Here is a 25,104-nt window from a genome sequence, read left to right as displayed (position 1 = left end):
CCTTCTTTGTCTGCGCTCGGGTGAAACGTTTAATGTTCCTGTCCTTCATGACGCGTCTGCGCCGCCGCCGTTTGGCGTTCGCCTGCATGGCCGCGCTGATTATCGGCGTGCCGACCAGTTGTGCCGTGCTTGAACACACCGAACGCAAACTGCTGTTTCGCATCGAACCGGGCACGGCCGGCTGGTATCACGGCTTGCCCGGTAGCGTGCAGGAACTCGACCTGCAACCGAAGAGTTTCAAGGCCGGGCAGAACATTCATGCCTGGTGGTGGCCGGCGGAAAAGGCCAATGCGCCGGCCATTCTCTATCTGCATGGCGTGCGCTGGAACCTCACCGGGCAACTGTTCCGCATCGAACAATTGCGCGCGGCGGGTTATTCGGTGCTGGCCATCGACTATCGCGGCTTCGGCAAGAGTCACGGTGATCTGCCATCGGAAAGCAGTGTTTACGAAGATGCGCGGGTGGCGTGGGAGCGCTTCAAACTGCTGCAACCGGATCCGACCAAACGCTTGATCTATGGGCACTCCCTGGGCGGCGCCGTGGCGATCGATCTGGCGGCGGAACTCGGGCAGACCGCCGCCCGCGATCATTCCGCGCTGCCAGTGCGCGGCCTGGTGATCGAGTCCACCTTCACCACGCTGGCGGATGTCGCCGCGTCAGTCGCCAACACTTCACTGCCGGTGCGTTGGCTGCTGTCGCAGAAATTCGATTCGATCGACAAGATTGCCGACATTCACATGCCGCTGCTGGTGGTGCACGGTCTGGCTGACGCTTTCGTTCCGCCGCGTTTCAGCGAGCAACTGTTCAACGCCGCGCAACAACCCAAGCGGCTGCTGTTGGTGCCGGGCGCGACGCATAACAACAGCATGGCGCTCGGCGGGCAGAATTATCGCAAGGCGCTCGACAGCCTGATGCAGAGTAAACCGGCCCCTCGAGTGGCCGGACCTACGACTGTTCGCAACGGACGGGACACTTAACGGTAGCCGCGAGCCTGCAAATCGAACAGTTGCGCGTAATGCCCGTCAGCGGCGATCAGTTGATCGTGGCCGCCCTGCTCGAGGATTTGGCCTTGTTGCAGCACGATGATGTGGTCGGCATTGCGCACGCTGGAAAAACGATGGGAAATCAGCAAGGTCATGCGCCCTTCGCTGTGCTGGCTGAAATGCTCGAACACCGCCGCTTCGGCCGCCGGATCAAGGGCGGAAGTCGGTTCATCGAGGATCAGAATGTCGGCCTCACGGCGCATGTACGCGCGGGACAAGGCAATCTTCTGCCACTGCCCGCCAGACAATTCCTGGCCACCGGCAAACCAGCGTCCCAATTGCGTGGCATAGCCCTTGTCCAGTCCTTCAATAAAGGGTGCCGCCATCCCTTGGGCAGCCGCCTCTTTCCAGCGTTGCGCGTCGTTGAACGCCAAGGTATCGCCGACGCCAATGTTTTCTCCGACGCTGAACTGGTAGCGGATGTAGTCCTGAAAAATCACGCCTATACGTCGACGTAGCGCGGTTTCCTGCCAATCCTGCAAATCGCTGCCGTCGAGCAGGATGCGCCCTTGATCAGGACGATAGAGCCGGGTCAGTAACTTGATCAGCGTGGTCTTGCCCGAACCGTTCTCGCCGACCAACGCCATGCTCTTGCCTGGCACCAGTTGCAGGTCAATGTTTTCCAAGGCCGGCCGACTGGCACCGGGGTAACGGAAACCGACGTTTTCGAAACGCAAACCATCGCCCGGGCAGGCACCGACCGTCAGGTGGCCGGTATCGACCTGAACCGGTTCGGCCAGGTATTCATAAAGACTCGTCAGGTAGAGGCCGTCTTCGTACAGGCCGCTGATCGCACTCAGACTGCTGCTGACAGCGCTTTGGCCTTGCTTGAACAGCACCAGATACATGGTCATCTGGCCGAGGCTGATCTGGCCGTGCACGGCATCGATCACCACCCAGGCATAGGCCACGTAAAATGCAGCAGTACCGAGCAGACCGAGGCCAAAACCCCAGCCGTCGCGCCGCAACGTCAAACGGCGGTCTTCGGCATACAGCCTGGCGAAGGTGTCGCGGTAGCGTTGTAGCAACAGCGGTGCAAAGCCGAACAGCTTGACCTCTTTGATATAGGTTTCGTGGGACAGCAAGGTTTCGATGTAGCTCTGCTGCCGACTCTCCGGCGCGCGGCGAGTGAACAGTCGAAAGGCGTCACCGGAAAAATGCGCCTCGGCAAAGAACACCGGCAACGCACCGACCACCAGCAGCACCAGCGCCCAAGGGGAGAAGTGCACCAGCAGCACACCAAAGCTGATCAGCATGATCAGGTTCTGAATCAGTCCCAGCGACTTCATCACCAGCGCCAGTGGCCGGGTCGAAGCCTCGCGACGGACACGCACCAGTTTGTCGTAGAACTCGGAGTTCTCGAACTGCACCAGTGACAGGGTCTGCGCTTTTTCCAGGATCAGCGTATTGACCTTCTGCCCCAGTTGCACCCGCAACAACGACTGCTGCACCGAGAGTGCCCGTTGTGTGCCGGACAACATTGCCAACACCCCCGCCTCCAGCAACACATAACGCAACACTGGCCACAGCGGCGCACTGCCGTGTTGCGCGTGCAACTGCATCGCCGCCACCACGGCATCGACAATCCGCTGCCCCAACCACGCCGCCAGTGCCGGCAGCAACCCGGCCACCAGCGTTGCCAGCACCAGCCCGAGAAACAAGCCACGCGATGTCCCCCAAACCAAGCGCAAGGCTCGCTGCGCCTGATCGAACAAGGAGGTGATACGCGATAGATCAGGCATGCGGTAATAAGCTCTGCAGATGATGACAGTGGCTCATGGTACTCCAGCGCCACCACTGAATTTCACACCGCAAAGGTTCCTCGGCATACTGGCGCCCTCCCCGACACCACGAAAAGGACTGCGTGTGTTAACCCGCCCCAAAGCTCTATGGATTTACTACCTGATCTGCTGGCTTGCCGCGCTGTCACTGCTGGCGCACATCGTTTTCACTGACTGGAAGCTGTTGAAACCGACCGACATCGGCGGCACCTTGATGGGCGGCATGAACGGGCTAGTGCTCAACGGTGGCTGGCTCATGGCCGTGACGGGGTTGTTGTTGACCTTGATCTTGCGCGCGCCGGGATCGATTTTTGCCTGCGTCGGCGCAGGCGTTTCTACCTTGGGCATTGGCTCCTTTTGCTACCTCAACTATCCAGACAATGCGGATCAGTTGATCTATAGCGTCAGTCCAGACGAAATCGGCCGAGCCATGTTGACCGGTGCAGCCTTTTTGGCCTTGGGGCTGTTCCTGCGCCCGCGCTTCAAGACCACCGCTCTACCGTCCCGCCCTCTCCTCATCGGCCAGTTCGTCGTGGCACTGCTGATCGCCCTGTTGTTTGTCGGGTTTCCGATAAACAACGCCCTGCAAAAGCCGCTGCCGAGTTGCGCATTCGATAAACAAGGCCACCAATTGTCAATTTGCCTGGGCAACGATCGCGTCATCGTCGATTAGGCAGCTCAGTGCAGTGCTAAGCCCAGCACTTCTCATAAGAAAAACGTCTGGAAGACTCTGGCCTTTCCGGCGTCCAACGCTCTGCTATGTTTTAACCGCCCTACGCGGAACCCGGCGCCCCCCCGCCACGCTCCGCACCAGACTGCCGGGAGCAGAGACATGAGAATCAACCCATACCTGATCTTCAACGGTGACTGCCGTGAGGCGTTCACCTTTTACGAGCAAGCCTTGCAAGGAAAGCTTGAGGCGATGATGACGTTCGGCGAGACACCCGCCGCCGAGCATGTGCCCAAAGAGCATCACTCTCTGATCATCCATACCTGCCTGAAAGTGGGTGATCAGATGATCATGGCCTCGGACACCACACCCGACCGCCCGACTCAGGGCATGAGCGGCTGCTCGATTTCGCTGAATGTCGACAGCATTGCTGAAGCTGAGCAGGTGTTTAACGCTCTGGCCAAGGACGGGCGCATCGATATGCCGCTGGAAGCGACCTTCTGGGCGGTGCGCTTCGGCATGCTGGTGGATCGTTTTGGCGTATCGTGGATGGTCAATTGCGAGAGCGAAAAGCAACCCTGACATTTCCTCAGGCATGAAAAAGCCCAACCTGAAAAGATTGGGCTTTCTGCGTTATCGCTGGGCTAGTTCGTGGCGTACGCATTGTTCGTAATACGTCTGTTTGACCGCCGCCGGCTTGAGCTTCGACGTGCTGTTGTAGGTTTGCTCGGTAATCCCCATCGCGGTCATGCGCATCCACGGTTGCTGGAAGCGGCGCACCTGCAATTGTTTGCGTGCGCCGTACAGCGAGACGCCCGACAACTTCGATTGCTGGGCACCGGCAGCAATGTCCGAGCCCCAGGTGCAGGCAAAGCGATGGCTTTTGCTCAGTTCTTTCGCCTGCACCCCCACCGCGAAAACAGCCAGGGAAAGCGTTGCAAGGGTGATGACAATCGTCCGCATAGAGCCAACCTAACCTTTTGAAAAAAGGCGATTTTGCCGGGGAAGCGAATGTCCGGGGGCCAGCAATTTGCCGCCTTTCGCGAGTTTTTTACGGACGTAAAAAAGGGCGGTGGGATTTCCTGATGAAATCCCACCGCCCCTGGCCTGACGATCAGTTGGAGCTGACCTCAACGCGCAATCGATCCGCGCCCTCCTCCCGATAATCAATGCGAACCGGCAAAAACAACTCTATTACTGCGATATTGCTGTGCAGATGCTCGGTCATGCGCGGCGTAGTAAAGGAGCCGCCACCGGCCAGCGCCATTGGCAGCAGCAACTGATCGGCAAGGTGCTCGGCCACCGCAGCACCACTGCGCAACCAGTCGGCAGCCTGATTGATCGCAGTGTCGGCGACCTTTTCAGCCCGTAGCGACACTTGGCCAAACGCGCTGAACACCTCGGTGACGTGCTCGAATGCGTATTCCAACAGCAACACATTGCCCGGCCCCCGCGCCGGATCGAGCGTGACATGTTGCAGCGCCGCAGGCGGCAGACTCAAACGCTTGGCCACCTGGTTCAACTCACGTTCGGCCACCGTCGGTGCCAGCCCGGCGGTCAGCGCCGATGCCTGTTGCGAAACTGCCTCGCCGCGTTCACACAGGTCCAACCGCGTCAGGTTCGACGGCTGCACGTTCACTTCAATCTCGCCACCGCCTGCCGGGACAAATCCATGTCGCAACAAATCCAGCTCGACGTTGGCGCCCATACGCCGCAGCAGCGGCAGCCAACTGCGCGTGAGGAAATCGGTCGGCGGCGCCAGCGGGTTATGCGTGCCACCCGAGATGCGCACCCGGCTCGCCTGCGGAGCCCGCAACAGTGCCGGCAACAAGGTCTGCAACACCAGCGTGCAACTGCCGGCCGTGCCGATGGCGAACTGGTAATCGCCGGAGCGAATCGCGCCGGGTTCAAAGCTCAACGCTTGCGAGCCCAAGTGCGCACCGGAAACCGTCGCGCCACAGACCTCGGCCGCCGCCATGACGGCCGTCAAATGTTGCCTCAGCAGTCCCGGACGGCTGCGTTTGGCGCGGATCTGTTTAATGCGAAACGCCCGGCCTGTCAGCATCGACAGGCTCAAGGCACTGCGCAACACCTGGCCGCCGCCGATGGCACCGTCCAGTTCTATCACTTCCTGTTTCATTGCATTCCTTACGCGTACCGCCCGACGGTATCCCTGAGGTACCGATCCAGGCGTCGCGAGTCTTCCTGAGTTCTGAGTAATGTGGGCACTTCGCGCTCAAGCTCGGCGGCGATGAACCCGTGCAACGCCGGACGACGCGGCCCGTAGGCGCTCTCGTCGGCATTGCGTTTGAGGGCCAGCAATTCGTCGACTTCCGCGAGCAGCGCGCGGTCGTCGACGGTGGTCAGCAGGTCGGCGAACGTCATCGGTGGCCGCCCTCGCCCCTGGTCGATCCAGCGCACCGCCAGCAGCGGCCGCAGCACGTAGAAGTACTTCTTGAACCGTACGGTTTCACCTTGCAGGTAACCGCGAAAGTTCTTCTTCGCCATCGACAGATAGTGATTACGCGCCGCTGGCGGGCTGTAGAACGCTTCGGCGAGCTCGCGCAACTGTGCCACCTGAGCGGTTTCACTGCGATAAACCAGCGGCGAGTCGAGCCACTCAAGCAAGGTCGGATTGGATTTGCGCAACAACCCGAGGGTCTTGCGCAGTTCCCAGCCACTGACGTCGAGCTCATCGTCCAGCGGACGTTCGATCACATCACGCGGCGCATCGACCTGGACGAACCAATCTGGCTTCTCCACGTAGACAAACCGCACATCGTAGTCGCTATCGGTCGAGGCAAAACCCCAGGCCCGGCTGCCTGACTCACAGGCGTATAACACCGTGACATTGCGCTCGCGCTCTATCCGCGTCAGCTCTGCCAGTACCCGCGCACGCATCGTGGCGCACAGCGGATGACGCTCTTGCAGTTCCATGACTTGCTTTCCCTTTTATCCTTTGACGCACACCACCTGACGCAAGGTGTGCAGCACTTCCACCAGCTCACGCTGGGCGTGCATGACTTTGTCGATGTCCTTGTAGGCCATCGGAATTTCGTCGATCACCGCTTCGTCCTTGCGGCACTCCACATGGGCAGTGGCGCGAATCTGATCTTCGACGGTGAAGGTGTTCTTGGCCTTGGTGCGGCTCATGGTGCGACCGGCGCCGTGGCTGCAGGAGCTGAACGACTCTTCGTTGCCCAGACCGCGAACGATGAAACTCTTGGCGCCCATCGAGCCCGGAATAATCCCCAACTCGCCCTTCTTCGCCGACACCGCGCCTTTGCGGGTAACCAGCACTTCTTCACCAAAATGCCGCTCTTTCTGCACGTAGTTGTGGTGGCAGTTGACCGCTTCCAGCGCCACTTCAAACGGCTTGCGAATAATCTGCCGTGTCGCCTGAATCACTGCGCGCATCATCAGCTCACGGTTTTGCCTGGCGAAGTCCTGCGCCCAACCCACCGCTTCCACATAATCATCAAAGTGCTGGCTGCCCTCTTCGAAATAGGCCAGGCCACGATCCGGCAGGTTGGCGATGTGCTGACGCATATCCGCCTGAGCCATCTGGATGAACAGGTTGCCGATGGCGTTGCCAACGCCGCGCGAACCACTGTGCAACATGAACCAGACCCGATTGGCTTCGTCGAGGCACACTTCGATGAAGTGGTTGCCGCTGCCGAGCGTACCGAGGTGCCCACGGTTGTTGGTGTTGGCCAGTTTCGGGTACTTGTCGGTAATCAATTTGAACCGAGGCTGCAGCCCCGCCCAGGCCTGATCGGCTTGCTGCGGGATTTCATCCCAGGCGCCCTTGTCGCGTCGCGAACGGTTTGAACTGCGGCCATGTGGCACCGCTTGCTCGATGGCGCTGCGCAGACCGTGCAGGTTGTCCGGCAAATCAGCGGCGGTCAGCGAAGTACGCGCGGCGATCATGCCGCAGCCGATGTCGACGCCGACCGCTGCCGGAATGATCGCGCCGACGGTCGGGATCACGCTGCCGATGGTCGAGCCCTTCCCCAGGTGCACGTCCGGCATGACCGCCAGATGTTTGAAGATGAACGGCATTTTCGCGGTGTTCATCAACTGCTCGCGAGCTTCGTTTTCCACCGGGACGCCTTCGGTCCAGAGTTTGATCGGTTTGCCGTTGGCGACTTCGAGCAGTTGGTAGGTGTGTTCTTTCATGTCTTCATTCTTTATTCATTGGCCGATGGTTCGGCGTTGTTCTGTAAGTCGCAGCGACAAAAACACAGACACTGTGACTCTGCCAGTTGAGCCCCCGTTGCCGGGGCGGGAGTCGAACCCGCGTTCCGATGTAGTACCTGTCGCATTCGCTGCCAATAACCGCAAAAAAGGTGGCACGACAAAAGTTGATGACTGTTGCGCGTTGCCGCGCTCCGGACTTAACCGGCCTAAGATGTACAGCCATCAGGCATTCGTGCCGTCACTGGCGCTGACAAGGGCTTGATGAGACGTCTTGGATGTAGTCCCATCGGCATTCAGCGCCGGTGATCAATCAATTCATGACGCGTTTTCGATCGCCTCGACCCAGTGCTGCGCACTGTATTGGCCGCTGGTGAACTGCTCGATCACGTCGAACACCGCATCGCTGAAACCGCCGACATTCAAGATGTCATCGCGATCCGCCGCCTGTGTTGCAGGGCCTGGCTGGATGTCGATGCACACCAGTCGGGCCTGTGGGTTGAGCTTCTTGATCCGCTCCCATTGGCGCATCGTCTCGCTGGCGCCGCGACGCTGCGAATCGATCCACGATTCGTTGTCCGAGACCATGATCAACGTATCGACCCTGGCCTTGCTGTCCGCCAACCTCTTCAGCGGTGCCGAGCAGTTGGTGCCGCCGCCAAAAATCCCGGCGAGCTTCTCGGCGTTGCTGATCACACTGTCACGCGGGTTGAGCTGGATATCCACCACGTTGACCTCGAACGGCATGACCCGCGCAGCCGGCTGTTTGCGCAAGACCGCGGCGGCGACCAGCGCCGCCACGTCGATGCAGCGCACCTGCGAAGTCGCGCCAGGGCGATAACCAGTCACCGGGCTGCCCATCGAACCCGACACATCCGGGCAAACCACCACCGCGCCCTCAAGCGTGGGCACGTTGGCCAGCGACAACTCCAGCGCCTCCTGCAAGGCGTCGCGGATCGCTGCCGGGGTGTTTTCGCCGATCATCCGATACGCCGACAACAACTGGTACGGATACACCCGCGCCTTCGCCACTTCCTGTGGATCGGCCAACCGCGCCGCGACATATTCGATGCAACCCGGCACTTCAAATGCACCGTGGCGCGCCAAGGTGTTGAGGTTGATGCGCACCCCCTGCCAGCCCATATTGCGGGCTTGATGGGCCCATTGCTCCTTGCTCAGTGTTTCGTTGCCGAGCAACTGAAACGGCACCGCTGGCACTTCATCACTCGCGCCGCTGCGAAACGCCAGCAAATCGCGAGTCAGCTCCGGCAAGGCCTTTGCCTCCACCGGTTTGCCGATCAACCAGGCGAAAAACGCTTCACGCCACGCTTCAGCAGGTTTGGGGTGAACCATCTTCACCACGTCCGCCAACGACGGTTGATTGCCGATCGACGCTTGCAGCAGTTGCCGCTCGGTCGCGCTGTTCAGCCAGTTCTGCACCAGACGCTTGGGTTGCGAGCCAAGGGATTTACGTCCGGTGGCACCACTACGGAGGATCTGCACAAAGTTGCGCAGCATCTTGCCGCTATCGATGACTTGCTCGAAAACCTCTGGCACCAGACTTGAACGCTGCGCGGTCAATGCCGCCAGTAACAATGCCGGCATGTCTTTCATGTGACCTTTCTTGCGAGCGTAGATCGCAGCTTTCGCCACGAAGCGACTGTCGAGCTCGGCCACCAGCTTCAGCACTTGATCCAGCTGACTTTCTGCGGAGGCGTAGAAGGTCTGGTTCAGGCAACCGGTGACGGCCAATTGCGCCAGTTGGTGCTTCGGGCTGTAGGCATAAGCGCTGGCACCGGAGGCATTCAAGGTATCGCAGGCCGGCAAGTGATTCGATTGCGTGTTGAAGAGCGTTGAGTTGGCCATCTTGGCGTCTCGCTGTGTTTTCCTGTTCGTTGCGATAGGTATTGCAGCGGCTGTGCCAGCTTTTGATTTTCCTCGAAAAATATTTACATCTTATTGATTTATATGGATTTTATTTGATCATCCGTTTTTCATCGAATGAATTGACGACAAGACCCTAATCGAATATTTATCATTGGATATCGTTTTTTATCTTTTGAGATAAACATGCCCAACAAGCAAACAGTCGCCATTGGTTTTATCGGTGCCACCCTTGATCGCGTCGGCAAAGGTGCCAATCGCTGGAGCCATTGGCGCCCCAGCGTTGGCTTGTGCCAACAGCAGGACGTGCTGATCAACCGGCTCGAGCTGATTCACGGCATCGACGCCCGCGACGTCAGCCTCGCCGAGCGAGTGCGCGCCGACATCCAGCAGGTTTCGCCGGAGACCGAAGTGCGTCTGCACCCGATGGCACTGCGCAACCCATGGGATTTCGAAGAGGTCTACGGAGCGCTGCACGACTTCACCACCGCCTACGATTTCGACACCGAGCGCGAGGACTACCTCGTCCACATCACCACCGGCACCCACGTCGCGCAGATTTGCTGGTTCCTGCTGACCGAGGCGCGCTACTTGCCGGCGCGGCTGATCCAGACCTCCCCCGCCAAGCGCACCAGCGAAAGCGATCACGCCATCGGCACGCATGCCCTGATCGATCTCGACCTGTCGCGCTACGATCGCATCGCTTCGCGCTTCGCCAACAAGCGCCTCGAAGGCCTGGAGTTCTTGAAGTCCGGCATCGCCACACGCAACGCCGCCTTCAACCGCTCGATCGAGCAAATCGAACGCGTGGCCGTGCGCTCGAAAGCACCGATGCTACTGATCGGCCCGACCGGCGCCGGCAAATCCTTCCTGGCCCGACGCATCTACGAACTCAAACGCAGTCGCCATCAGATGCAGGGGCGCTTTGTCGAGGTGAACTGCGCCACCTTGCGTGGCGATGGCGCGATGTCGGCGTTGTTCGGCCATGTCAAAGGCGCCTTCACCGGCGCACAGAATGCTCGCGACGGCCTGTTGCGCGCCGCCGATGGCGGCATGCTGTTCCTTGATGAAATCGGCGAGTTGGGCGCAGACGAACAGGCGATGCTGCTCAAGGCGATTGAAGAAAAACGCTTCTTTCCGCTGGGCTCGGACAAGGAAGTCGAAAGCGATTTCCTGATCATCGCCGGCACCCACCGCGACCTGCGCAGCCGAGTCGCTGACGGCTTGTTCCGCGAAGATTTGTACGCGCGCATCAACCTGTGGACGTTCGACCTGCCCGGCCTCGCCGGCCGCCGCGAGGACATCGAACCGAACATTGATTTCGAGCTGGAACGCCACGCCCGCGAACACGGGCAACTGGTGCGCTTCAATCTGGAAGCCCGGCGCAGTTATCTGGCGTTCGCCAGCGCTCGCGAGGCGGCGTGGTTGGGCAACTTCCGCGAATTGTCGGCGTCGATTACGCGCATGGCGACCCTCGCCGACAGCGGACGGATTGATGAGGCGCAGGTGCAGGAGGAGATCGACCGGCTGCGTTATGCCTGGGGCTTGGCGCAACCGCAGGCGATTTCAGGAGAGTTACCGGGGGACGCCGAAACCATGGATCTGTTTGACCGTTTGCAATTGAAGGCAGTGATCGAGGTGTGCCGGCAGGCGGACAGCTTGTCCGATGCCGGCCGCCGACTGTTCGGAATATCGCGCCAGGCCAAGGCACAACCCAATGATGCCGATCGACTGAGGAAATACCTTGGCCGGTTCGGACTTGAGTGGAGCCAGGTCGTCGACCTCACGTGACAAGAACAGCAGCGACTGACCGCCCGTCCAGCAGCGGGCACCTTCGCTTGCCGGGCGCTTCCAATGATCACCATCCGCTTCGACCGGAAGACGACCATCATGAACAGAAAAATTGCAGCGATCACCCTGGCCGGCCTGCTCGCGGCCTGCCCGCTTTTCGCCTCCGCAGCCGCGAAGACTGCTGACGAGTCTGCCGCGCCACCGACCGCGCTTCCCGGCGTGAATCAGGCCGGCAACGCTCAGTCCAACGCAGACAAGGCCGACAAGAAAGGTGAAGAGGCGTCGGGTTCAAACTCCGGCGCCGAGTCGCATGAAACGGCAAAAGATGCTGCTACTTCGAGCGACTCGGAAGACCTCGGTAAAGCGCCGAAACCTTGATCAGGGTTCTACGGAGGTGGTGGCTGCACATCCGTGAACGTCAGCCCGACACTCCCGGTGATTTGCCACGGGTTGGCAGCGCCATGCTCGCTGAACGACACATGGTCGAACAGCGAATCCTTCAACCCGTCGATCTGCGCTTTGGCCGGGCCACTGAAGCGCACGCGCTCGAACACCAACCCCTGATGCCAGGCATTGTGCTGGCTATCGCCCTTGACCTCGATCGCCTTGCCTTGAGCATTTTCGACGCTCACTTCGGCGACGCGGATATCGCGGAACTGCCCGGGAATGGTTGAGCGCTGGTAATCCAGCTTGGCGTTCGGATCGTTGTAGTCGAGGGTGAAAATGAACGCCTGCTTGAGCGTATTGCGGATTGCCGAATCGCGGAAGATCACGTTACGCGCGCCGCCGCCCATGAAGTTGGTGCTCTTCATGCGCAGGCCGGCATCGGTGCCATCGGAAACGTTGTCTTCGGCCAGAATGTTTTGAATCCAAGCGCCGGTATGGCTGCCGGCAACCACCATGCCGTGGCCCTTGCGGAAGTAGTTATTGAAGATCCAGGCATCTTCCTGCGGTTTTTGCTGCACGGCCTCCGCGCCGGTACCCGCAGCAAAATTGACGCAGTCATCGCCGGTATCAAAGAAGTTGTTGAAGACCATCGCGCCCTTGCTGTTGGCGAATTCGATGCCGTCGCCGTTATTGGCGTCGTAGGTTTTATGCGTGGTATTGGCCAGCACCACGTTTTCGGTTTCCAGGTTCATGATCCCGTGGAAGGCCGGGTTCACCACGGTGAAACCGCCGTAGAACACATTTTTTACGTTGCGCAGGGTGATCAGCGACGAGCGCATCTGCCCGTAGGCGTCCTTGACGTTCATGCCGCGTGCGACCGCTTGCTCGACTTGCGCCTTGGCCAGAATGCCGTCCTGCTGGTAGCGGGTGTTGTCGCTGGGCAGGTAGAACGGCAATGGCTGGCCGCGTTCGTCGACGACATCGGCGCGGCGCTTCCAGCCGTTGCCGTCAATCGTGCCTTTGCCGACGATGCGGATGTTTTCGAACGACTGGTGCTGCCGCGGATCGCGCGGCAAGGCGTTGATCAGCGACGCCGGGCGCACGGTGCTCGAATACGGATACTGGATGTAGCCGGCCAGCGGATAGTCTTCGGCCCGCTCAGAACCCAACAGCGTTGCGCCCTCGGCGATTTCCACGGTGATGTTGCTCTTCAGGTAAAGCGCCCCGCTTTTGTAGGTGCCCCTGGGTAACCATACTTTGCAGCCGGGGGTGCAGGCGTCGATGGCGTTCTGGATCGCCAGGGTATCGAGGCTTTTGCCATCGCCCTTGGCGCCATATTTCCTCACATCGAACACGGCGGCGAGCTTACTCGTACGCTGCACAACGGCCGGACTGTCGGCCGACTCCTTGCCATCGGTGCCCACCGAACGCACGGTGAATCGATAGGCCGTATCCGGTTTCAAGCCTTGCGCGGTGTAACTGTGAATGCCGATGCGATGATGAAAACCGGCAACATCCTGTTCGTAGAAGCGGTCGATGTAAGGTTTGGCCGGCGAGACGCGGTCATTGTTGGCGTTGCTGCCACCCAGCAACACACCGTTGGCGTAAACCCGGTAGTCGCTGATGTCGGCGTGATCGGCGGGCTTTTCCCAGACCAGGATGATCTGCTGATCATCGTAGGCCAGGGTCGGCACCTGCAGTTTTGCCGGCGCCTCCAGCGCCCACGACGGCGCACTGCAAACCAGTGTTAACGTGGCTGCCAGCGACAAGGCCAAAGGCTGTTTGCGCTGCGTCGGAACAACATATCGATAAGGCATGAGCACTCCTTGTTCAGGCCGACAATCCGGCTTCTTGCAGATATTGGCTGCGGTTGACGAACGTCTCGCGGGGCATTTCCACAACCTCCATCGACAATGACTCGACGTCTGGCAATAAAGCGACCAGCGCCGCCACGGTGGCCGAGGCCAGACGCCGGCGCTGTTCAGCACTGCGCCCGGACAATACCGACAGAACGACGTGGACAAAATCGTCCTCGCCCGCGCCGCAGCGGTAATGCTCGAACGTATTGATGCGCACCTTGATGTCCCCGACCTTGAACAGGCCGAAGGCATCAAGGGCGTCATGCACGGTAACGAGCAGGGTTTGCTCGCCAACACGTCGGGCCAGGGTTTGCGGGCAATCGATAAGGCAATGCGGCATGTCGCGCTCCTTGATGGATCGGCTCAACCAGCGAGCTGGCGCACCGACTCCTGGCTGAAATCACGACTGGCCTGCACCAGCATCCGCGTGTAGGCGTGGCTTGCCAGATCCTGGCTGAGCGCCTGACTGTCGAGCAGCTCGACGATCTTCCCCTGCTGCATCACCGCCACCCGATCACACAGGTGCGTGACCACACCGAGATCGTGAGTGACCATCAGGTAGGTGAGTTTCTCGCGCCGGCGCAAATCCGCCAGCAGATTGAGAATCTCCGCCTGCACCGAGACATCCAGCGCCGAGGTCGGCTCATCGAGCAGTAACACGCGCGGCTCGAGAATCAGCGCACGGGCAATCGCCACGCGCTGGCGCTGGCCACCGGACAACTGGTGCGGATAGCGAAAACGGTAACTGTCGTTCAGACCGACCTTGAGCAGGATCTCGTTGATCCGGTCGTCCTTGTCGCGCACGCCGTGAATAATCAGCGGCTCACGCAGCGCCGTGTCGACGGTGTGGCGCGGATGCAGCGAGCCATAGGGGTCCTGGAACACCATCTGCACCTGACGGAAATGTTCCTTGGGAATCTTGTGCTGCAGCGGCGCGCCGGCAATGCTCAGCTCGCCGGTCCAGTGCCGGTACTGCCCGGCCAGACAGCGCAGTACCGTGGTCTTACCGGAGCCGGACTCCCCCACCAAACCGAAGGATTCGCCGTCGGCGACACTGAGGCTGACGTCGTGCAGCACCTGATTGAGGGCCGGGCCGGCGCCGAAACTCAGGTTCAGCGCGTGTGCTTGGATCATGGACATGGTCGATTCCTCAGCAAGTCAGCCACAGTGGATCGCGTTGCAACACCGGCAACCGTTCGCGACGGTTGTCCATGCTCGGCAACGCCGCCATCAGGCCGCGGGTATAGGGATGTTGTGCATGTTGCAGATCGCCGGCGGCGAGCGATTCGACCACCCTGCCGGCGTACATCACCAACACGCGGTCGCAGTAATTGCGCACAAGGTTGAGGTCATGGCTGACGAAAATCAGACCCATTTCCTGCTGCTCGACCAGTTCTTCCAGCACGTTGAGCACTTGCTGACGCACCGACACATCAAGGGCCGAGGTCGGCTCGTCGGCGATGATCACTTGTGGACGGGTGATGACCATCATCGCAATCATGATGCGCTGGCCCATACCACCGGAGACCTCATGCGGGTACAGGTTGTAGACCCGTTGCGGATCACGGATATGCACTTTTTCGAGCATTTCCAGCACCCGCTCGCGGGCCTCGCTGCGGCTGGCCTTGTGGTGCGCCAGATACGCCTCGGCAATCTGATCGCCGACCTTGACCACCGGGTTCAGCGAGTATTTCGGGTCCTGCATGATCATCGAAATACGCTGACCACGAATCTTCTGCATGACCTTTTCGCCGGCCGACAGCAGATCGACTTCACCGAACTGCATGGCCTTGGCGGTGATCCGCGCACTGGCCGGGTGCAGCTTCAGCAGGCTGCGACCGACCGTCGATTTGCCCGAGCCCGACTCACCGACAATGGCGAGTTTTTCCCGCCCGAGGGTGAAGGACACATCACGCACGGCGTGGGTTTCTTTCTGAGCATTGACGAAGCGCACATTGAGCCCTTCGACGTTCAATTTGATTGCAGACATACAGCCTCCGGTTACTCGCTGCGCGGATCAAGAATGTCCCGCAGGCCGTCGCCCAACAGGTTGAAAGCCAGGCTGACCAACATGATTGCGGCCCCCGGAACAGCCACCAGCCACCAGCACTCGAGCATGTAGCGGCGCCCGGTGGAGATCATCGCGCCCCACTCCGGCGACGGCGCCTGCGCACCGAGGCCGAGAAAGCCCAAAGCCGCTGCGGTGAGGATGATCCCGGCCATGTTCATGGTCAGGCGGATGATCACCGACGACATGCACATCGGCACAATGTGCCGCAGGATGATGCGCGTTGACGAAGCCCCTTGCAGCTCGACCGCCACGACGAAGTCGGCCTTGCGCAACGACAGGGTTTCCGCCCGCGCCAGTCGCGCAATCGGCGGCCACGACGTCAGCGCAATCGCTACCACTGCGTGTTCCAGGCCCGGACCGAGCGCAGCGATGAACGCCAGCGCCAGCACCAGGCTGGGAAAGGAGATGAAGATATCGGTGAGACGCATGAACACCGTGTCGACAACACCACCGTAATAGCCGGAGACGGTGCCGATAAACAGCCCGATCGGGCCGACGATCACGGTCACCAGGGTGATGATGTACAGCGTGATGCGCGAGCCGTAGACCAGCCGACTGAAGATATCCCGGCCGTATTCATCGGTGCCGAACCAGTGCGCGGTGCCCGGCGCCTGCAGGGCATTGGCGAGGTTTTGCGCCACCGGATCATGGGTGGCGATCCACGGCGCAAACAGCGCCACCACCACCAGCACCAGCGCGACCAGCAATCCGGCCAGGGTCATCGGGTTGCGCAACAAGTGCCGCAAGACTTTCAGGGCACTTTTGCAGAAGGCGTCGAAGCTGGATCCGGGGGTACGATCCGACCGCCGCTTGGCGCTCGAATCAGTAGAAGACATGTTGGCAATCATGGGCATGTTCTCGGATTGAATTCAGGATCACCCGGCGCATACGCCGACGCACCGGGCAGCGTTCAGCGTTGTTTATAGACACCCAGATAACGCGTCGCCTCGGCATCATCACCGGCGAACCCCTTGACGTCGGCGGCACTGACCACGGTGTCGGTCATCTGCGAAATCATCATGATCGGGCCGACCTGCTCGTCGTAGATTTTCTGTGCCTGGTGGTACAGGTTCAGGCGCTGGCCGGCATCGCGTTCGACCCCGGCCTGATCTATCAGGCTATTGAGCTGCGGGCTGAAAAACGACGCGCGCCAGCCCTGGAAATTCGGCAGGCCGGCGTCATCGCTGTTGTTGGGGTTGTAGGCAAACGTACGCAGGCTGAAATACGGATGCGGATAGCGCTCGGCCCCGCGCGCAACGATGATGTCGAAGTTACGCGCACGCATGGCGCCGTACACCTGATTGCCCGTGCCGTTGACGATGCCGGCCTTGATCCCGCCCTCGGCCAGCGTCGCTTGCAGGCGCGCGGCGATGTCGATGAAGGGCGGCTCTGACAATGTGCGAATGGTCGTGCTGAAGCCGTCCGGATAACCCGCTTCGGCGAGGAGTTTTTTCGCCTTGGCGACGTCCATACGATACCCCGGATCCGGCAGGCGCGCCGCCAGACCGAGTTGCATCGGCTGCTGATTCAGCTTGCCGTAATACGGCATCACCTGTTCGTCGAGGCCCTTGTAGTCGATCAGGTTGCGCACCGCTTCGCGCACTTTGGGATTGGCAAATTCAGGCTGTTTCATGCTCAGCGCGACGTAGTACATGGTGCCGCGCGGCAGTGACTGCACGTGGATTTTTTCCGAACCGTCGATGGCGCGGATGTCCGGCGCGGCCATGCCATACGCCAGATCGAGGTCACCGCGTTCCAGCATCAGGCGCAGCGATTGCGATTCGGTCATGTGCCGCACCACCACCCGTTTGAGCTTGGCAGCACCGCCCCAATAACCGTCGAAGCGGGTCAGCAACAGCGAGTCGTTCGCGGTCCATTTGCTCAGCACAAAGGGGCCGCTGCCGGCCTCGTTGGTCACCAGCCAGTTAGCACCGAGATCATTGTTTTTCTCATGCGCCAACGCTGTTTTGCGATCGATCACCACCGCGCTTGGCGAGATCGCCAGCGAGTCGATCAACAACAGCGGATCCATGGTTTGCGGCAAGTCGATGACCAGCGTATGGGCATCGCCGGCGCGGATCAGTGACTGGATGTTGTCGACGTTATAACCGTAGGCTTTCCAGGTCGTGGCCAGGCCGAAGTTGAGCTTCATCACCCGATACAGCGACCAGGCCACGTCTTCAGCGGTCAGCGGATTGCCGGAGTGAAACTTCACGTCCTGACGCAAGTGAAAGGTTATCTGCTTGCCGTCGTCGCTGATCGTCCAGCGCTCGGCCAGTTGCGGTAGATGCTGTTCCGGATTGCCCTGATCACGCTTGACCAGAGTGTCATAAAGATTGGCATTGACGCCGGAAGCATCGAGGCCGGGCGCGTTGGCCGGATCGATGGAAAACAGGTTGACCATGCTCATGCCGACGATCAGTTGATCGGCCGGCGTCTTGGCGCTGGCCTGGGTCATCGGCACCAGCGCCAGGATCGCCGCCAACAGGCCAGCGTGCAGTTTGGTAAATGCAGTCGTCATTGAAAAATCCTTGTTTTTATAGTTTTGGTGCCGCCGCCAGGCGTGTTAACGGGTGCGCGGATCGAAGACCTTGTACAAGGCATCGCTGATCAGGTTGAGCGCGACAAAAATCAAACCGATCACCAGCACACAGCCCATCACCGCGTTCATGTCGCCGAGCATCAGGCTGCTGGTCAGGTACTGGCCGAAACCCGGCCAGGCAAAGACCGTTTCGATCAGCACCGCGCCTTCGAGCAGCGAGCCGTAAGCCAGCGCCACCACTGTGAGCAGTTGCACGAGGATGTTGCGAAAGGCGTGACCCCAGACCACCTGGCGGCGCGACAAACCCTTGACCCGCGCGGTGATGATGTATTCCTGAGACAGTTGCTCGAGCATGAAGCTGCGCGTCATCCGACTGATGTAAGCCACCGAGTTCAGCCCGAGGATCAGCGCCGGCAAAACGATGTGGCGCAAGGCGCTGGCGAAGGCTTCCCAATCACCGGCCAGGCTCGAATCGATCAGCAACAGCCCGGTGACTTCGGGCACCATGCCGTCGTACGCCAGGTCGATGCGACCGGCGCCCCCTGCCCAGCCGAGCCAGGCGTAAAACACCAGCAAGCCCATCATGCCCAGCCAGAAAATCGGCGTGGAATAGCCGAACAGGGTAATCACTCGCGCGACATGATCGCCCAGTCGCCCCTGATTGCTCGCCGCGCAGACGCCCAGTGGCAAACCGATCAGCACACCGAAGAGGATGGCCAGAGTCGCCAGTTCGATGGTGGCCGGGAACACCCGGCGGATGTCATCGAGCACCGGGTGCCCGGTCAACAGCGCGTTGCCGAAATCACCGTGCAGCAAGTCATTGAGGTACAGGCCGAACTGGGTCCAGATCGGCTTGTCGAGCCCCATCGCCCGGTACACCTGATCGTAGGTCGAACTGTCGGCGTCCGGCCCGACCACCGCCAGCACCGGATCGAGCGGCATCACCCGACCGATGATAAACGTCAGCGCCAACAGGCCCAGTAAAGTCACCAGTACCGTGCTGGCACGCCGCGCGGTATTGGAGGCGCGGGCTCCCATGGCAGAGGCAGTCATAACAAACATAGTCAGCTCCTGATAATACGGTCACCGGTGCACCCGGCACGCGAAGTTCATCCGTGCATTTCAGCGTTTTTTGTAGACGTCTTTATAGCGCGTGGTCGCGGCCGTGTGCCCTTGAAAATCGACAACATCGGCGTAAACCAGCACCGTGTCGGTCATCTGCGAGACCGGCAGAATCGCGCCCACTTGCTGATCGAGTTGCTGCTGGATGTCCTGATACTGCGCCTGCTGTTTCTGCGCATCGGGCTCGACTTCGGCACTCTCGATCAACTGATTCAACTCGGGACTGTAGAACGAAGTGCGCCAGCCCTGGAAGTTGCTCAGCTTGGCTTCGTCACGGTTATCCGGGTTGTACACCAGCGTGCGCAGGCTCGAATGGGGATGACGTTCGGCGCCGCCACCGCCACGGCCGACGATGATGTCGAAACTGCGCTCACGCATGGCGCCGTAGATCTGGTTACCGGTGCCGGTGATGATGCTGGCTTCGATCCCGGCCTGCGCCAGCGTCGATTGCAGGTTGGAGGCAATATTGATGAACGGCGGCTCGGCCAGCACGCGAATACTGGTCTTGAACCCGTTGGGGTAACCGGCTTCGGCGAGGAGTTTTTTGGCCTCATCGACATTCAGTCGATAACCGGGATCCGGCAAGCGCGCGGCCAGTCCCAACGGCATCGGCCGCTGATTGATCACGCCGTAGTGCGGCATGACGGTCTGGTTGATGCCCTGATAGTCGATCAACGAGCGGACGGCCTTGCGCACGCGCGCGTCGGCGAACATCGGCTGCTTCACACTCAGTGCGACGTAATACAGCGTGCCGCGTTGCAGAGTTTGCGTGCGGACCTTGTCGCTGCTCTGCAAGGCCTGGATGTCCGGCGCCGACATGCCTTTGGCGATGTCGAGGTCACCGCGCTCAATCATCAGACGCAACGACTGCGACTCGGTCATGTTGCGCATGACAATGCGCTTGAGCTTGGCCGGGCCGCCCCAGTAGCCGTCGAAACGGCTCATCAGAATCACGTCGTTGGCCCGCCAGTCATTGAGCACGAAGGCACCACTGCCGGCGGCGTGCGTCACCAGCCAGGCGGCGCCCAGGTCATTGTTCTTCTGGTGTTCGAGGACTTTTTTGCGGTCGAGAATGAAGGCACTTGGTGACGTTGCCAGCGTGTTGAGCACCAACTGCGGATCGGTGGGTCGCGGCAATTCAATGACGAAGGTATTGGCATCGGTCGCGCGCATCGAACGCTCGACATTGTCGGCGGTAAAACCGTAAGCCTTCCAGGTCGACGCCAATGCGAGATTGAGTTTGAGCACGCGCTGCAACGACCAGGCGACGTCTTCGGCGCTCAACGGGTTGCCCGATTGAAATTGCACGCCCTGGCGCAGATTGAAGGTCAGGGTCTTGCGGTCGTCGCTGACTTGCCAGCGCTCGGCGAGTGCCGGCAACAGCCGATCCGGCGCGGCGACGTCTTGCACCAGCAACATGTCATAGAGGTTGGCATTGATCTCCGACACGTCCAGGCCGGTGGCGGCCGCCGGGTCGAGGGACAGCAGATTGATCATGCTCATGCCGACGATCAATTGATCGGCCGGGGTTTTGGCATGGACGACAGGTAGCGCGGTCACCGTCAGGGTAGCCGCCAGAACCCGCGCCCACAGCGAAGGAAGAATGTTCATAGCGAGAGTGCCTTTCTTATATTTATAGGGCTCTCGGACAGCCCGGCATGCACCGGGCAGCCCGCGTACACGTCAGAAGCTTTTAAGCGTGTTCATCTCGATGAAGTTGAAGTCGATGTCTTCGCCCAGACCCGGCAGGTCGGACAAATGCACAAAACCGTCGCTGTCCATCGGGTCGACCAGGCGCTTGAGGTACGCCGGCACCTCGTCGTAATCCAGGTACGGGTGCAGCAAGCCGCGCTCGTACCAGGTGCAGTTCTTGATCGCGCCGACCACCGTCAGGTTGGCTGCGCCGTTGCCGTGGATTTCGCAGTCCATGCCAAACGACTCGGCCATGTGCGCGACTTTCAGGCAAGGCCCGATCCCGCCGACCCCGGCGACGCCGGCACGCAGGATGTCGCAAACGTCGTGCTTGACCCAACTGGCCCGGCTCAGGTGTTTGCCGGACAGGGTTTCCGGCCCAAGTACCGGAATGTCCAGTTGCCCTGCCAGCCAGGCATAGGATTCGGCAGACTCTTCCATCATCGGTTCTTCGAACCAGGCGAAGTCGAGTTTTTCCAGTTCGCGTCCGATGTACAGCGCTTCGGTGCGGCTGTACCAGTGATAACCGTCGAGCATCAAGGCGATGTCCGGGCCCACCGCTTCGCGCACTGCCGCGCAGGCTTTGACGTCAATGCGCGGGCTCGGCGCGAACGAGACCGGCGGCATCCAGGTGTGCAACTTGATCGCCTTGTAGCCGCGCTTGACCAGCGTTTCGGCAAAGCGTCCGTAGTCTTCCGGCGTCGCCAGGCCCTCAGGCAATTCATCGCCGCACATGGTTGAGCCGTACGCCGGCACCTTGTCGCGAAAACCGCCGATCAACTTGTGCACCGGCACGCCGAGCTTGCGCCCCGCCCAATCCCACAACGCCTGCTCGACCAACGCCAGCGCGCGATCAGTCAACTGGCTGGCGCTGCCGCGCTGCCAGTGCGCCAGGTCATGCCAGATCTTTTCGCGATCAAAGGCGTTCTGCCCGACCAGCACCTTGCGCACAAAACCATCCAGCACATAAGGACGAATCAGCTCGGGTGCACCGAGGGCGTAACCCTCCTTGCCGTCTTCGGTCTGGATGCGCAGCAACGCCATTTGCGCCTGACTGACATCGCCGGGATGAGCATGACCGGCGCTGTCGACTGCGCGGCGGGTGGGATAGGAAAAAACCTGGACGTTGACTGCTGTGATTCTCATGGACGTCTTGAGCCTTCTTATTGGATTTTTGACAGGAGTGTCGTCGGTTGCGACCGATCATAGGTCATCGTACAACACTTGAAAAGACCCAATAACACCTCTTCGAATCGAAGTATTTGCGGCTAAACGTCCAGCAAAGCGCCATATTTAAAGATGACTACGGAATAACAGGACTTGCTTTAGACCCCTATTCATAGGGCATATATGTATCAATATGTTTCTAAACCAGCAAAATCACGTAGACGAGTCATCTTGTCGTACGATAACTTATATCTGCGCCTCAAATGAGAGCCATACGCAACATCGCGGTGCCTGTAGTACTCGTCAAACGACCCTAACAAAAACAAAAAAGAAGACCGTATGAACACCACCCTACGCACGCTCGTCACTGTCGCGGCCCTCGGCCTGCCCTTCACTGCCCACGCTGACTCTGCCAGCCTCAACTACCGCCACCAGTACACCGAGGAGGACAGCGCCCACGCCGACCGAATCAAGCTCAACTACCGCCTGGACAGTGGACTGGGGTTTGAGGCGGAGATGAAATACCGCACGGCCGGTGACCGCAAAGATGTCGCCTACGACAACATGGTCAACAACGGCCATGAGTTCACGGTGAGCTACAACTACAAGCTCAGCGCGCAGTCGACGCTGACCCCGGCGTTTCAGATGGACAGCTCGAAGGATGCGACCGCCTACAAGTTCGGCCTCAAGTACAACTACAAAATCGACGACGCCTTCTACGTAGCGACGCGCTATCGCCTGGACCTGCGCAAACTCGATCGCGATCAGGTCAACAAAGACATGCCCGATCACTACAAGGATGACCAGACCACCCACCGCTTCGAAGGCTGGCTCGGCTACACGCCAGCCAACAAGTGGGCTTACGAATATCAGTTCATCTATTTCAAGACCGACTACATCCGCTACGACAACAAGAAGAGCGACTACGAACAGAACCTGATCGTCAAATACAAGCTCACCAAACAATGGGCGCCCTTCATGGAAATCGGCGACATCAAAGTCGACTCCACCTCACCCGACCGCCAGGCTCGCTGGCGTCTGGGCGTGCAGTACAACTTCATGTAAGCCGCGCACTGGTTTTGCCTGGCGAGCGCGCATCGCTTGTCGGGCAGACACCCTGCCGCCCCACCCTTTCACCACCGCGTAATGGAAGACCCGACCATGACCACACACGCTACGCAAGCCAAACCCTTCAACCGTATTCTGCTGACCGGTGCCGCCGGTGGGCTCGGCCAGATTCTGCGCGAAACCCTGCAGGTTCACGCCGACATCGTCCGCTCCTCGGACATCAGTGCGATGGCGCCGAGCCGCGGCGCGCAGGACGAAGTGATCAACTGCAATCTGAGCGACAAGGCCGCTGTCGCCGCGCTGGTCCAGGACGTCGACGCCATCGTGCATTTGGGCGGGATCTCGGTGGAGCGATCCTTCGAAGAAATCCTCGAGGCGAATATTCGCGGCACCTTTCACGTTTATGAGGCCGCGCGTCTGCACGGGGTCAAGCGCATCGTGTTCGCCAGCTCCAACCACGTCACCGGTTTCTACCCGCAGGACGAACAGATCGACGCCCATTCGCCGCGTCGCCCGGACGGTTATTACGGTTTGTCGAAGGCTTACGGCGAGGACCTGGCAACGTTCTATTTCCACCGCTATGGCATCGAAACAGTGAGCCTGCGCATAGGTTCCTCATTCCCCGAACCGCGCAACTTGCGCATGCTGGCGACCTGGTTGAGCTATACCGATCTGGAGCACCTGATCGCCCGCGCACTGCTGGCCAGCGATGTCGGGCACAGCGTGGTGTACGGGGTGTCCGCCAACCGTGATCAGTGGTGGAGCAACCGGCACGCCGCGCACCTGGGCTTTGCGCCGCAGGACAGCTCCGAGGCCTTTCGCGCAAAGGTCGAACAACAACCGGCACTCGCTGCCGACCACCCGGACCGCTTGTATCAGGGCGGCGCCTTTACTGCAGCAGGTCCGTTTGAAACGCCGGCGCAGACGCGCTCATGAGTGCCGAACTGATTGTCGATGCGCGTAACGCCACCGGTGAAAGCCCGGTCTGGCAAGCCGACGAAAATGCCTTGTATTGGGTGGATATTCCGGCCGGCCGCTTGCATCGCTGGCAGCTCGATGGCCAGACCGACTGCTGGCAGGCGGATGAAATGCTCGCCTGTATCGCCCGCAGCGAAGCGGGACATTGGCTGGGCGCGCAAGAAAGTGGCCTGTTCAAACTGCGCCCGCAGGCTGACGGACGTCTGTCTGCGGAAAAGCTCATCGGCGTCGAGCACGCCCGCCCGCGCATGCGTTTCAATGATGGTCGCTGCGATCGTCAGGGACGCTTCTGGGCCAGCTCGATGCCAACCGCCATGGGCGCCGAGGCGGTCGGCGCGCTGTATCGCTACGACGCGCAAAACCCGCACGATGCATCGGTGCTGGCGCCACAACTGGAGGACCTCGTGGTGCCCAACGGCCTGGCGTTCAGTCCCGACGGGAGCATCATGTATCTGTCCGATTCGCACCCGAGTCGTCAGCTGATCTGGGCCTTCGATTACGACATCGACAGTGGCACGCCGCACAACCGCCGCGTGTTCGTCGACATGAACAATCACCCCGGGCGACCGGACGGTGCCGCCGTCGATTCACACGGTTGTTACTGGATCTGCGCGATTGATGCCGGCCTGGTATTGCGCTTTACCCCGCAGGGGAAACTGGATCGCGCGCTGCCGGTACCGGTAAAGAAACCGACGATGTGTGCCTTTGGCGGCCCTCGGCTCGACACCCTGTTTGTCACCTCGATCCGCCCGCAAGGCATCGACCTCGCCGATCAGCCACTGGCGGGCGGAGTCTTTGCCCTCAACCCGGGCGTTCAAGGCCTGCCCGAACCCAAGGCCCGCGCCTGAGGCT

Annotated in this window: 23 protein-coding genes; 8 read left to right on the top strand and 15 right to left on the bottom strand. The window is 60.3% G+C overall.

Features of this window, described 5'->3' with window-relative positions:
- Nucleotides 1–32 precede the first annotated feature (32 nt).
- Nucleotides 33–977, top strand: a complete 945-nt coding sequence (locus tag VY732_RS10580) for an alpha/beta hydrolase (RefSeq protein WP_077572049.1) — start codon at nt 33–35, stop codon at nt 975–977.
- On the opposite strand, the gene VY732_RS10575 is transcribed toward VY732_RS10580, so the two are convergent.
- Nucleotides 974–2,785: an ABC transporter ATP-binding protein gene (locus VY732_RS10575; RefSeq protein ID WP_331695351.1), complete on the bottom strand. Its 1,812-nt coding sequence runs from the start codon at nt 2,783–2,785 to the stop codon at nt 974–976. The two genes, VY732_RS10580 and VY732_RS10575, sit on opposite strands and share 4 nt — an antisense overlap.
- 19 nt (nt 2,786–2,804) lie before the next feature.
- On the opposite strand from VY732_RS10575, the gene VY732_RS10570 reads away from it, so the two are divergent.
- Together VY732_RS10570 and VY732_RS10565 are read left to right on the top strand one after the other, a co-directional pair.
- Nucleotides 2,805–3,497, top strand: coding sequence for a hypothetical protein (locus VY732_RS10570; RefSeq protein ID WP_139353588.1), 693 nt, complete (start codon nt 2,805–2,807; stop codon nt 3,495–3,497).
- 159 nt (nt 3,498–3,656) lie between these two features.
- The gene (locus VY732_RS10565) at nt 3,657–4,076 is read left to right on the top strand and encodes a VOC family protein (RefSeq protein ID WP_331695350.1); all 420 of its coding nucleotides are present in this window, start codon (nt 3,657–3,659) and stop codon (nt 4,074–4,076) included.
- Between the two features lie 51 nt (nt 4,077–4,127).
- Here VY732_RS10565 and VY732_RS10560 read toward each other — a convergent pair whose 3' ends face one another.
- The 5 genes from VY732_RS10560 to VY732_RS10540 all read right to left on the bottom strand — a co-directional run bounded on the left by VY732_RS10560 (nt 4,128) and on the right by VY732_RS10540 (nt 9,557).
- Complete coding sequence (locus VY732_RS10560; protein WP_331695349.1) at nt 4,128–4,457, bottom strand: hypothetical protein; 330 nt, start codon at nt 4,455–4,457, stop codon at nt 4,128–4,130.
- 151 nt (nt 4,458–4,608) lie between these two features.
- The gene (gene rtcA, locus VY732_RS10555) at nt 4,609–5,634 is read right to left on the bottom strand and encodes an RNA 3'-terminal phosphate cyclase (RefSeq protein ID WP_331695348.1); all 1,026 of its coding nucleotides are present in this window, start codon (nt 5,632–5,634) and stop codon (nt 4,609–4,611) included.
- 8 nt (nt 5,635–5,642) lie between these two features.
- A complete protein-coding gene (locus tag VY732_RS10550; protein ID WP_331695347.1) occupies nt 5,643–6,431 on the bottom strand; it encodes a nucleotidyltransferase domain-containing protein in 789 nt (262 codons plus the stop codon).
- A gap of 15 nt (nt 6,432–6,446) precedes the next feature.
- Nucleotides 6,447–7,673, bottom strand: a complete 1,227-nt coding sequence (locus tag VY732_RS10545; protein ID WP_331695346.1) for an RtcB family protein — start codon at nt 7,671–7,673, stop codon at nt 6,447–6,449.
- A 336-nt stretch (nt 7,674–8,009) separates the two neighbouring features.
- The gene (locus VY732_RS10540; RefSeq protein WP_331695345.1) at nt 8,010–9,557 is read right to left on the bottom strand and encodes an RNA-binding protein; all 1,548 of its coding nucleotides are present in this window, start codon (nt 9,555–9,557) and stop codon (nt 8,010–8,012) included.
- Nucleotides 9,558–9,761: 204 nt separating this feature from the next.
- Here VY732_RS10540 and rtcR point away from each other — a divergent pair, with 204 nt between their 5' ends.
- Both rtcR and VY732_RS10530 read left to right on the top strand, forming a co-directional pair.
- Nucleotides 9,762–11,366: an RNA repair transcriptional activator RtcR gene (gene rtcR / locus VY732_RS10535; protein ID WP_331695344.1), complete on the top strand. Its 1,605-nt coding sequence runs from the start codon at nt 9,762–9,764 to the stop codon at nt 11,364–11,366.
- A gap of 99 nt (nt 11,367–11,465) precedes the next feature.
- A complete protein-coding gene (locus VY732_RS10530) occupies nt 11,466–11,744 on the top strand; it encodes a hypothetical protein (RefSeq protein ID WP_331695854.1) in 279 nt (92 codons plus the stop codon).
- Nucleotides 11,745–11,752: 8 nt separating this feature from the next.
- Here the strand turns inward: VY732_RS10530 and VY732_RS10525 are convergent, their stop codons facing one another.
- The 9 genes from VY732_RS10525 to VY732_RS10485 all read right to left on the bottom strand — a co-directional run bounded on the left by VY732_RS10525 (nt 11,753) and on the right by VY732_RS10485 (nt 22,185).
- Nucleotides 11,753–13,570 carry a glycoside hydrolase family 28 protein gene (locus tag VY732_RS10525; protein ID WP_331695343.1) on the bottom strand — a complete coding sequence of 606 codons (1,818 nt, stop codon included), beginning with the start codon at nt 13,568–13,570 and terminating at the stop codon, nt 11,753–11,755.
- 13 nt (nt 13,571–13,583) lie between these two features.
- Entirely contained in the window at nt 13,584–13,952 is a 369-nt protein-coding gene (locus VY732_RS10520) for a 5-carboxymethyl-2-hydroxymuconate Delta-isomerase (RefSeq protein WP_331695342.1), read from the bottom strand.
- Between the two features lie 23 nt (nt 13,953–13,975).
- Nucleotides 13,976–14,752, bottom strand: coding sequence for an ABC transporter ATP-binding protein (locus VY732_RS10515; RefSeq protein WP_102902870.1), 777 nt, complete (start codon nt 14,750–14,752; stop codon nt 13,976–13,978).
- A 10-nt stretch (nt 14,753–14,762) separates the two neighbouring features.
- A complete protein-coding gene (locus tag VY732_RS10510; RefSeq protein WP_026000816.1) occupies nt 14,763–15,602 on the bottom strand; it encodes an ABC transporter ATP-binding protein in 840 nt (279 codons plus the stop codon).
- Nucleotides 15,603–15,613: 11 nt separating this feature from the next.
- Nucleotides 15,614–16,531 carry an ABC transporter permease gene (locus tag VY732_RS10505; RefSeq protein WP_177412589.1) on the bottom strand — a complete coding sequence of 306 codons (918 nt, stop codon included), beginning with the start codon at nt 16,529–16,531 and terminating at the stop codon, nt 15,614–15,616.
- A 62-nt stretch (nt 16,532–16,593) separates the two neighbouring features.
- Nucleotides 16,594–18,204, bottom strand: a complete 1,611-nt coding sequence (locus VY732_RS10500; protein ID WP_331695341.1) for an ABC transporter substrate-binding protein — start codon at nt 18,202–18,204, stop codon at nt 16,594–16,596.
- 45 nt (nt 18,205–18,249) lie between these two features.
- Nucleotides 18,250–19,263, bottom strand: a complete 1,014-nt coding sequence (locus VY732_RS10495) for an ABC transporter permease (protein ID WP_419789267.1) — start codon at nt 19,261–19,263, stop codon at nt 18,250–18,252.
- An 84-nt stretch (nt 19,264–19,347) separates the two neighbouring features.
- A complete protein-coding gene (locus VY732_RS10490) occupies nt 19,348–20,958 on the bottom strand; it encodes an ABC transporter substrate-binding protein (RefSeq protein ID WP_331695340.1) in 1,611 nt (536 codons plus the stop codon).
- 72 nt (nt 20,959–21,030) lie between these two features.
- Nucleotides 21,031–22,185, bottom strand: a complete 1,155-nt coding sequence (locus tag VY732_RS10485; protein ID WP_008079679.1) for a mandelate racemase family protein — start codon at nt 22,183–22,185, stop codon at nt 21,031–21,033.
- A gap of 360 nt (nt 22,186–22,545) precedes the next feature.
- Here VY732_RS10485 and VY732_RS10480 point away from each other — a divergent pair, with 360 nt between their 5' ends.
- The 3 genes from VY732_RS10480 (at nt 22,546) to VY732_RS10470 (ending at nt 25,100) form a co-directional block, all read left to right on the top strand.
- Entirely contained in the window at nt 22,546–23,271 is a 726-nt protein-coding gene (locus tag VY732_RS10480; RefSeq protein ID WP_331695339.1) for an oligogalacturonate-specific porin KdgM family protein, read from the top strand.
- Nucleotides 23,272–23,367: 96 nt separating this feature from the next.
- Complete coding sequence (locus tag VY732_RS10475) at nt 23,368–24,210, top strand: NAD-dependent epimerase/dehydratase family protein (protein ID WP_331695338.1); 843 nt, start codon at nt 23,368–23,370, stop codon at nt 24,208–24,210.
- Nucleotides 24,207–25,100, top strand: coding sequence for an SMP-30/gluconolactonase/LRE family protein (locus tag VY732_RS10470; RefSeq protein ID WP_331695337.1), 894 nt, complete (start codon nt 24,207–24,209; stop codon nt 25,098–25,100). The genes VY732_RS10475 and VY732_RS10470 overlap by 4 nt, the downstream gene beginning before the upstream one ends.
- The last annotated feature ends 4 nt before the right edge of the window (nt 25,101–25,104 follow it).

It is taken from the genome of Pseudomonas sp. ZY71, assembly GCF_036542145.1.
GTDB classification, from domain to species: domain Bacteria; phylum Pseudomonadota; class Gammaproteobacteria; order Pseudomonadales; family Pseudomonadaceae; genus Aquipseudomonas; species Aquipseudomonas koreensis_A.
This window is presented reverse-complemented; position numbering and strand designations above follow the sequence as displayed.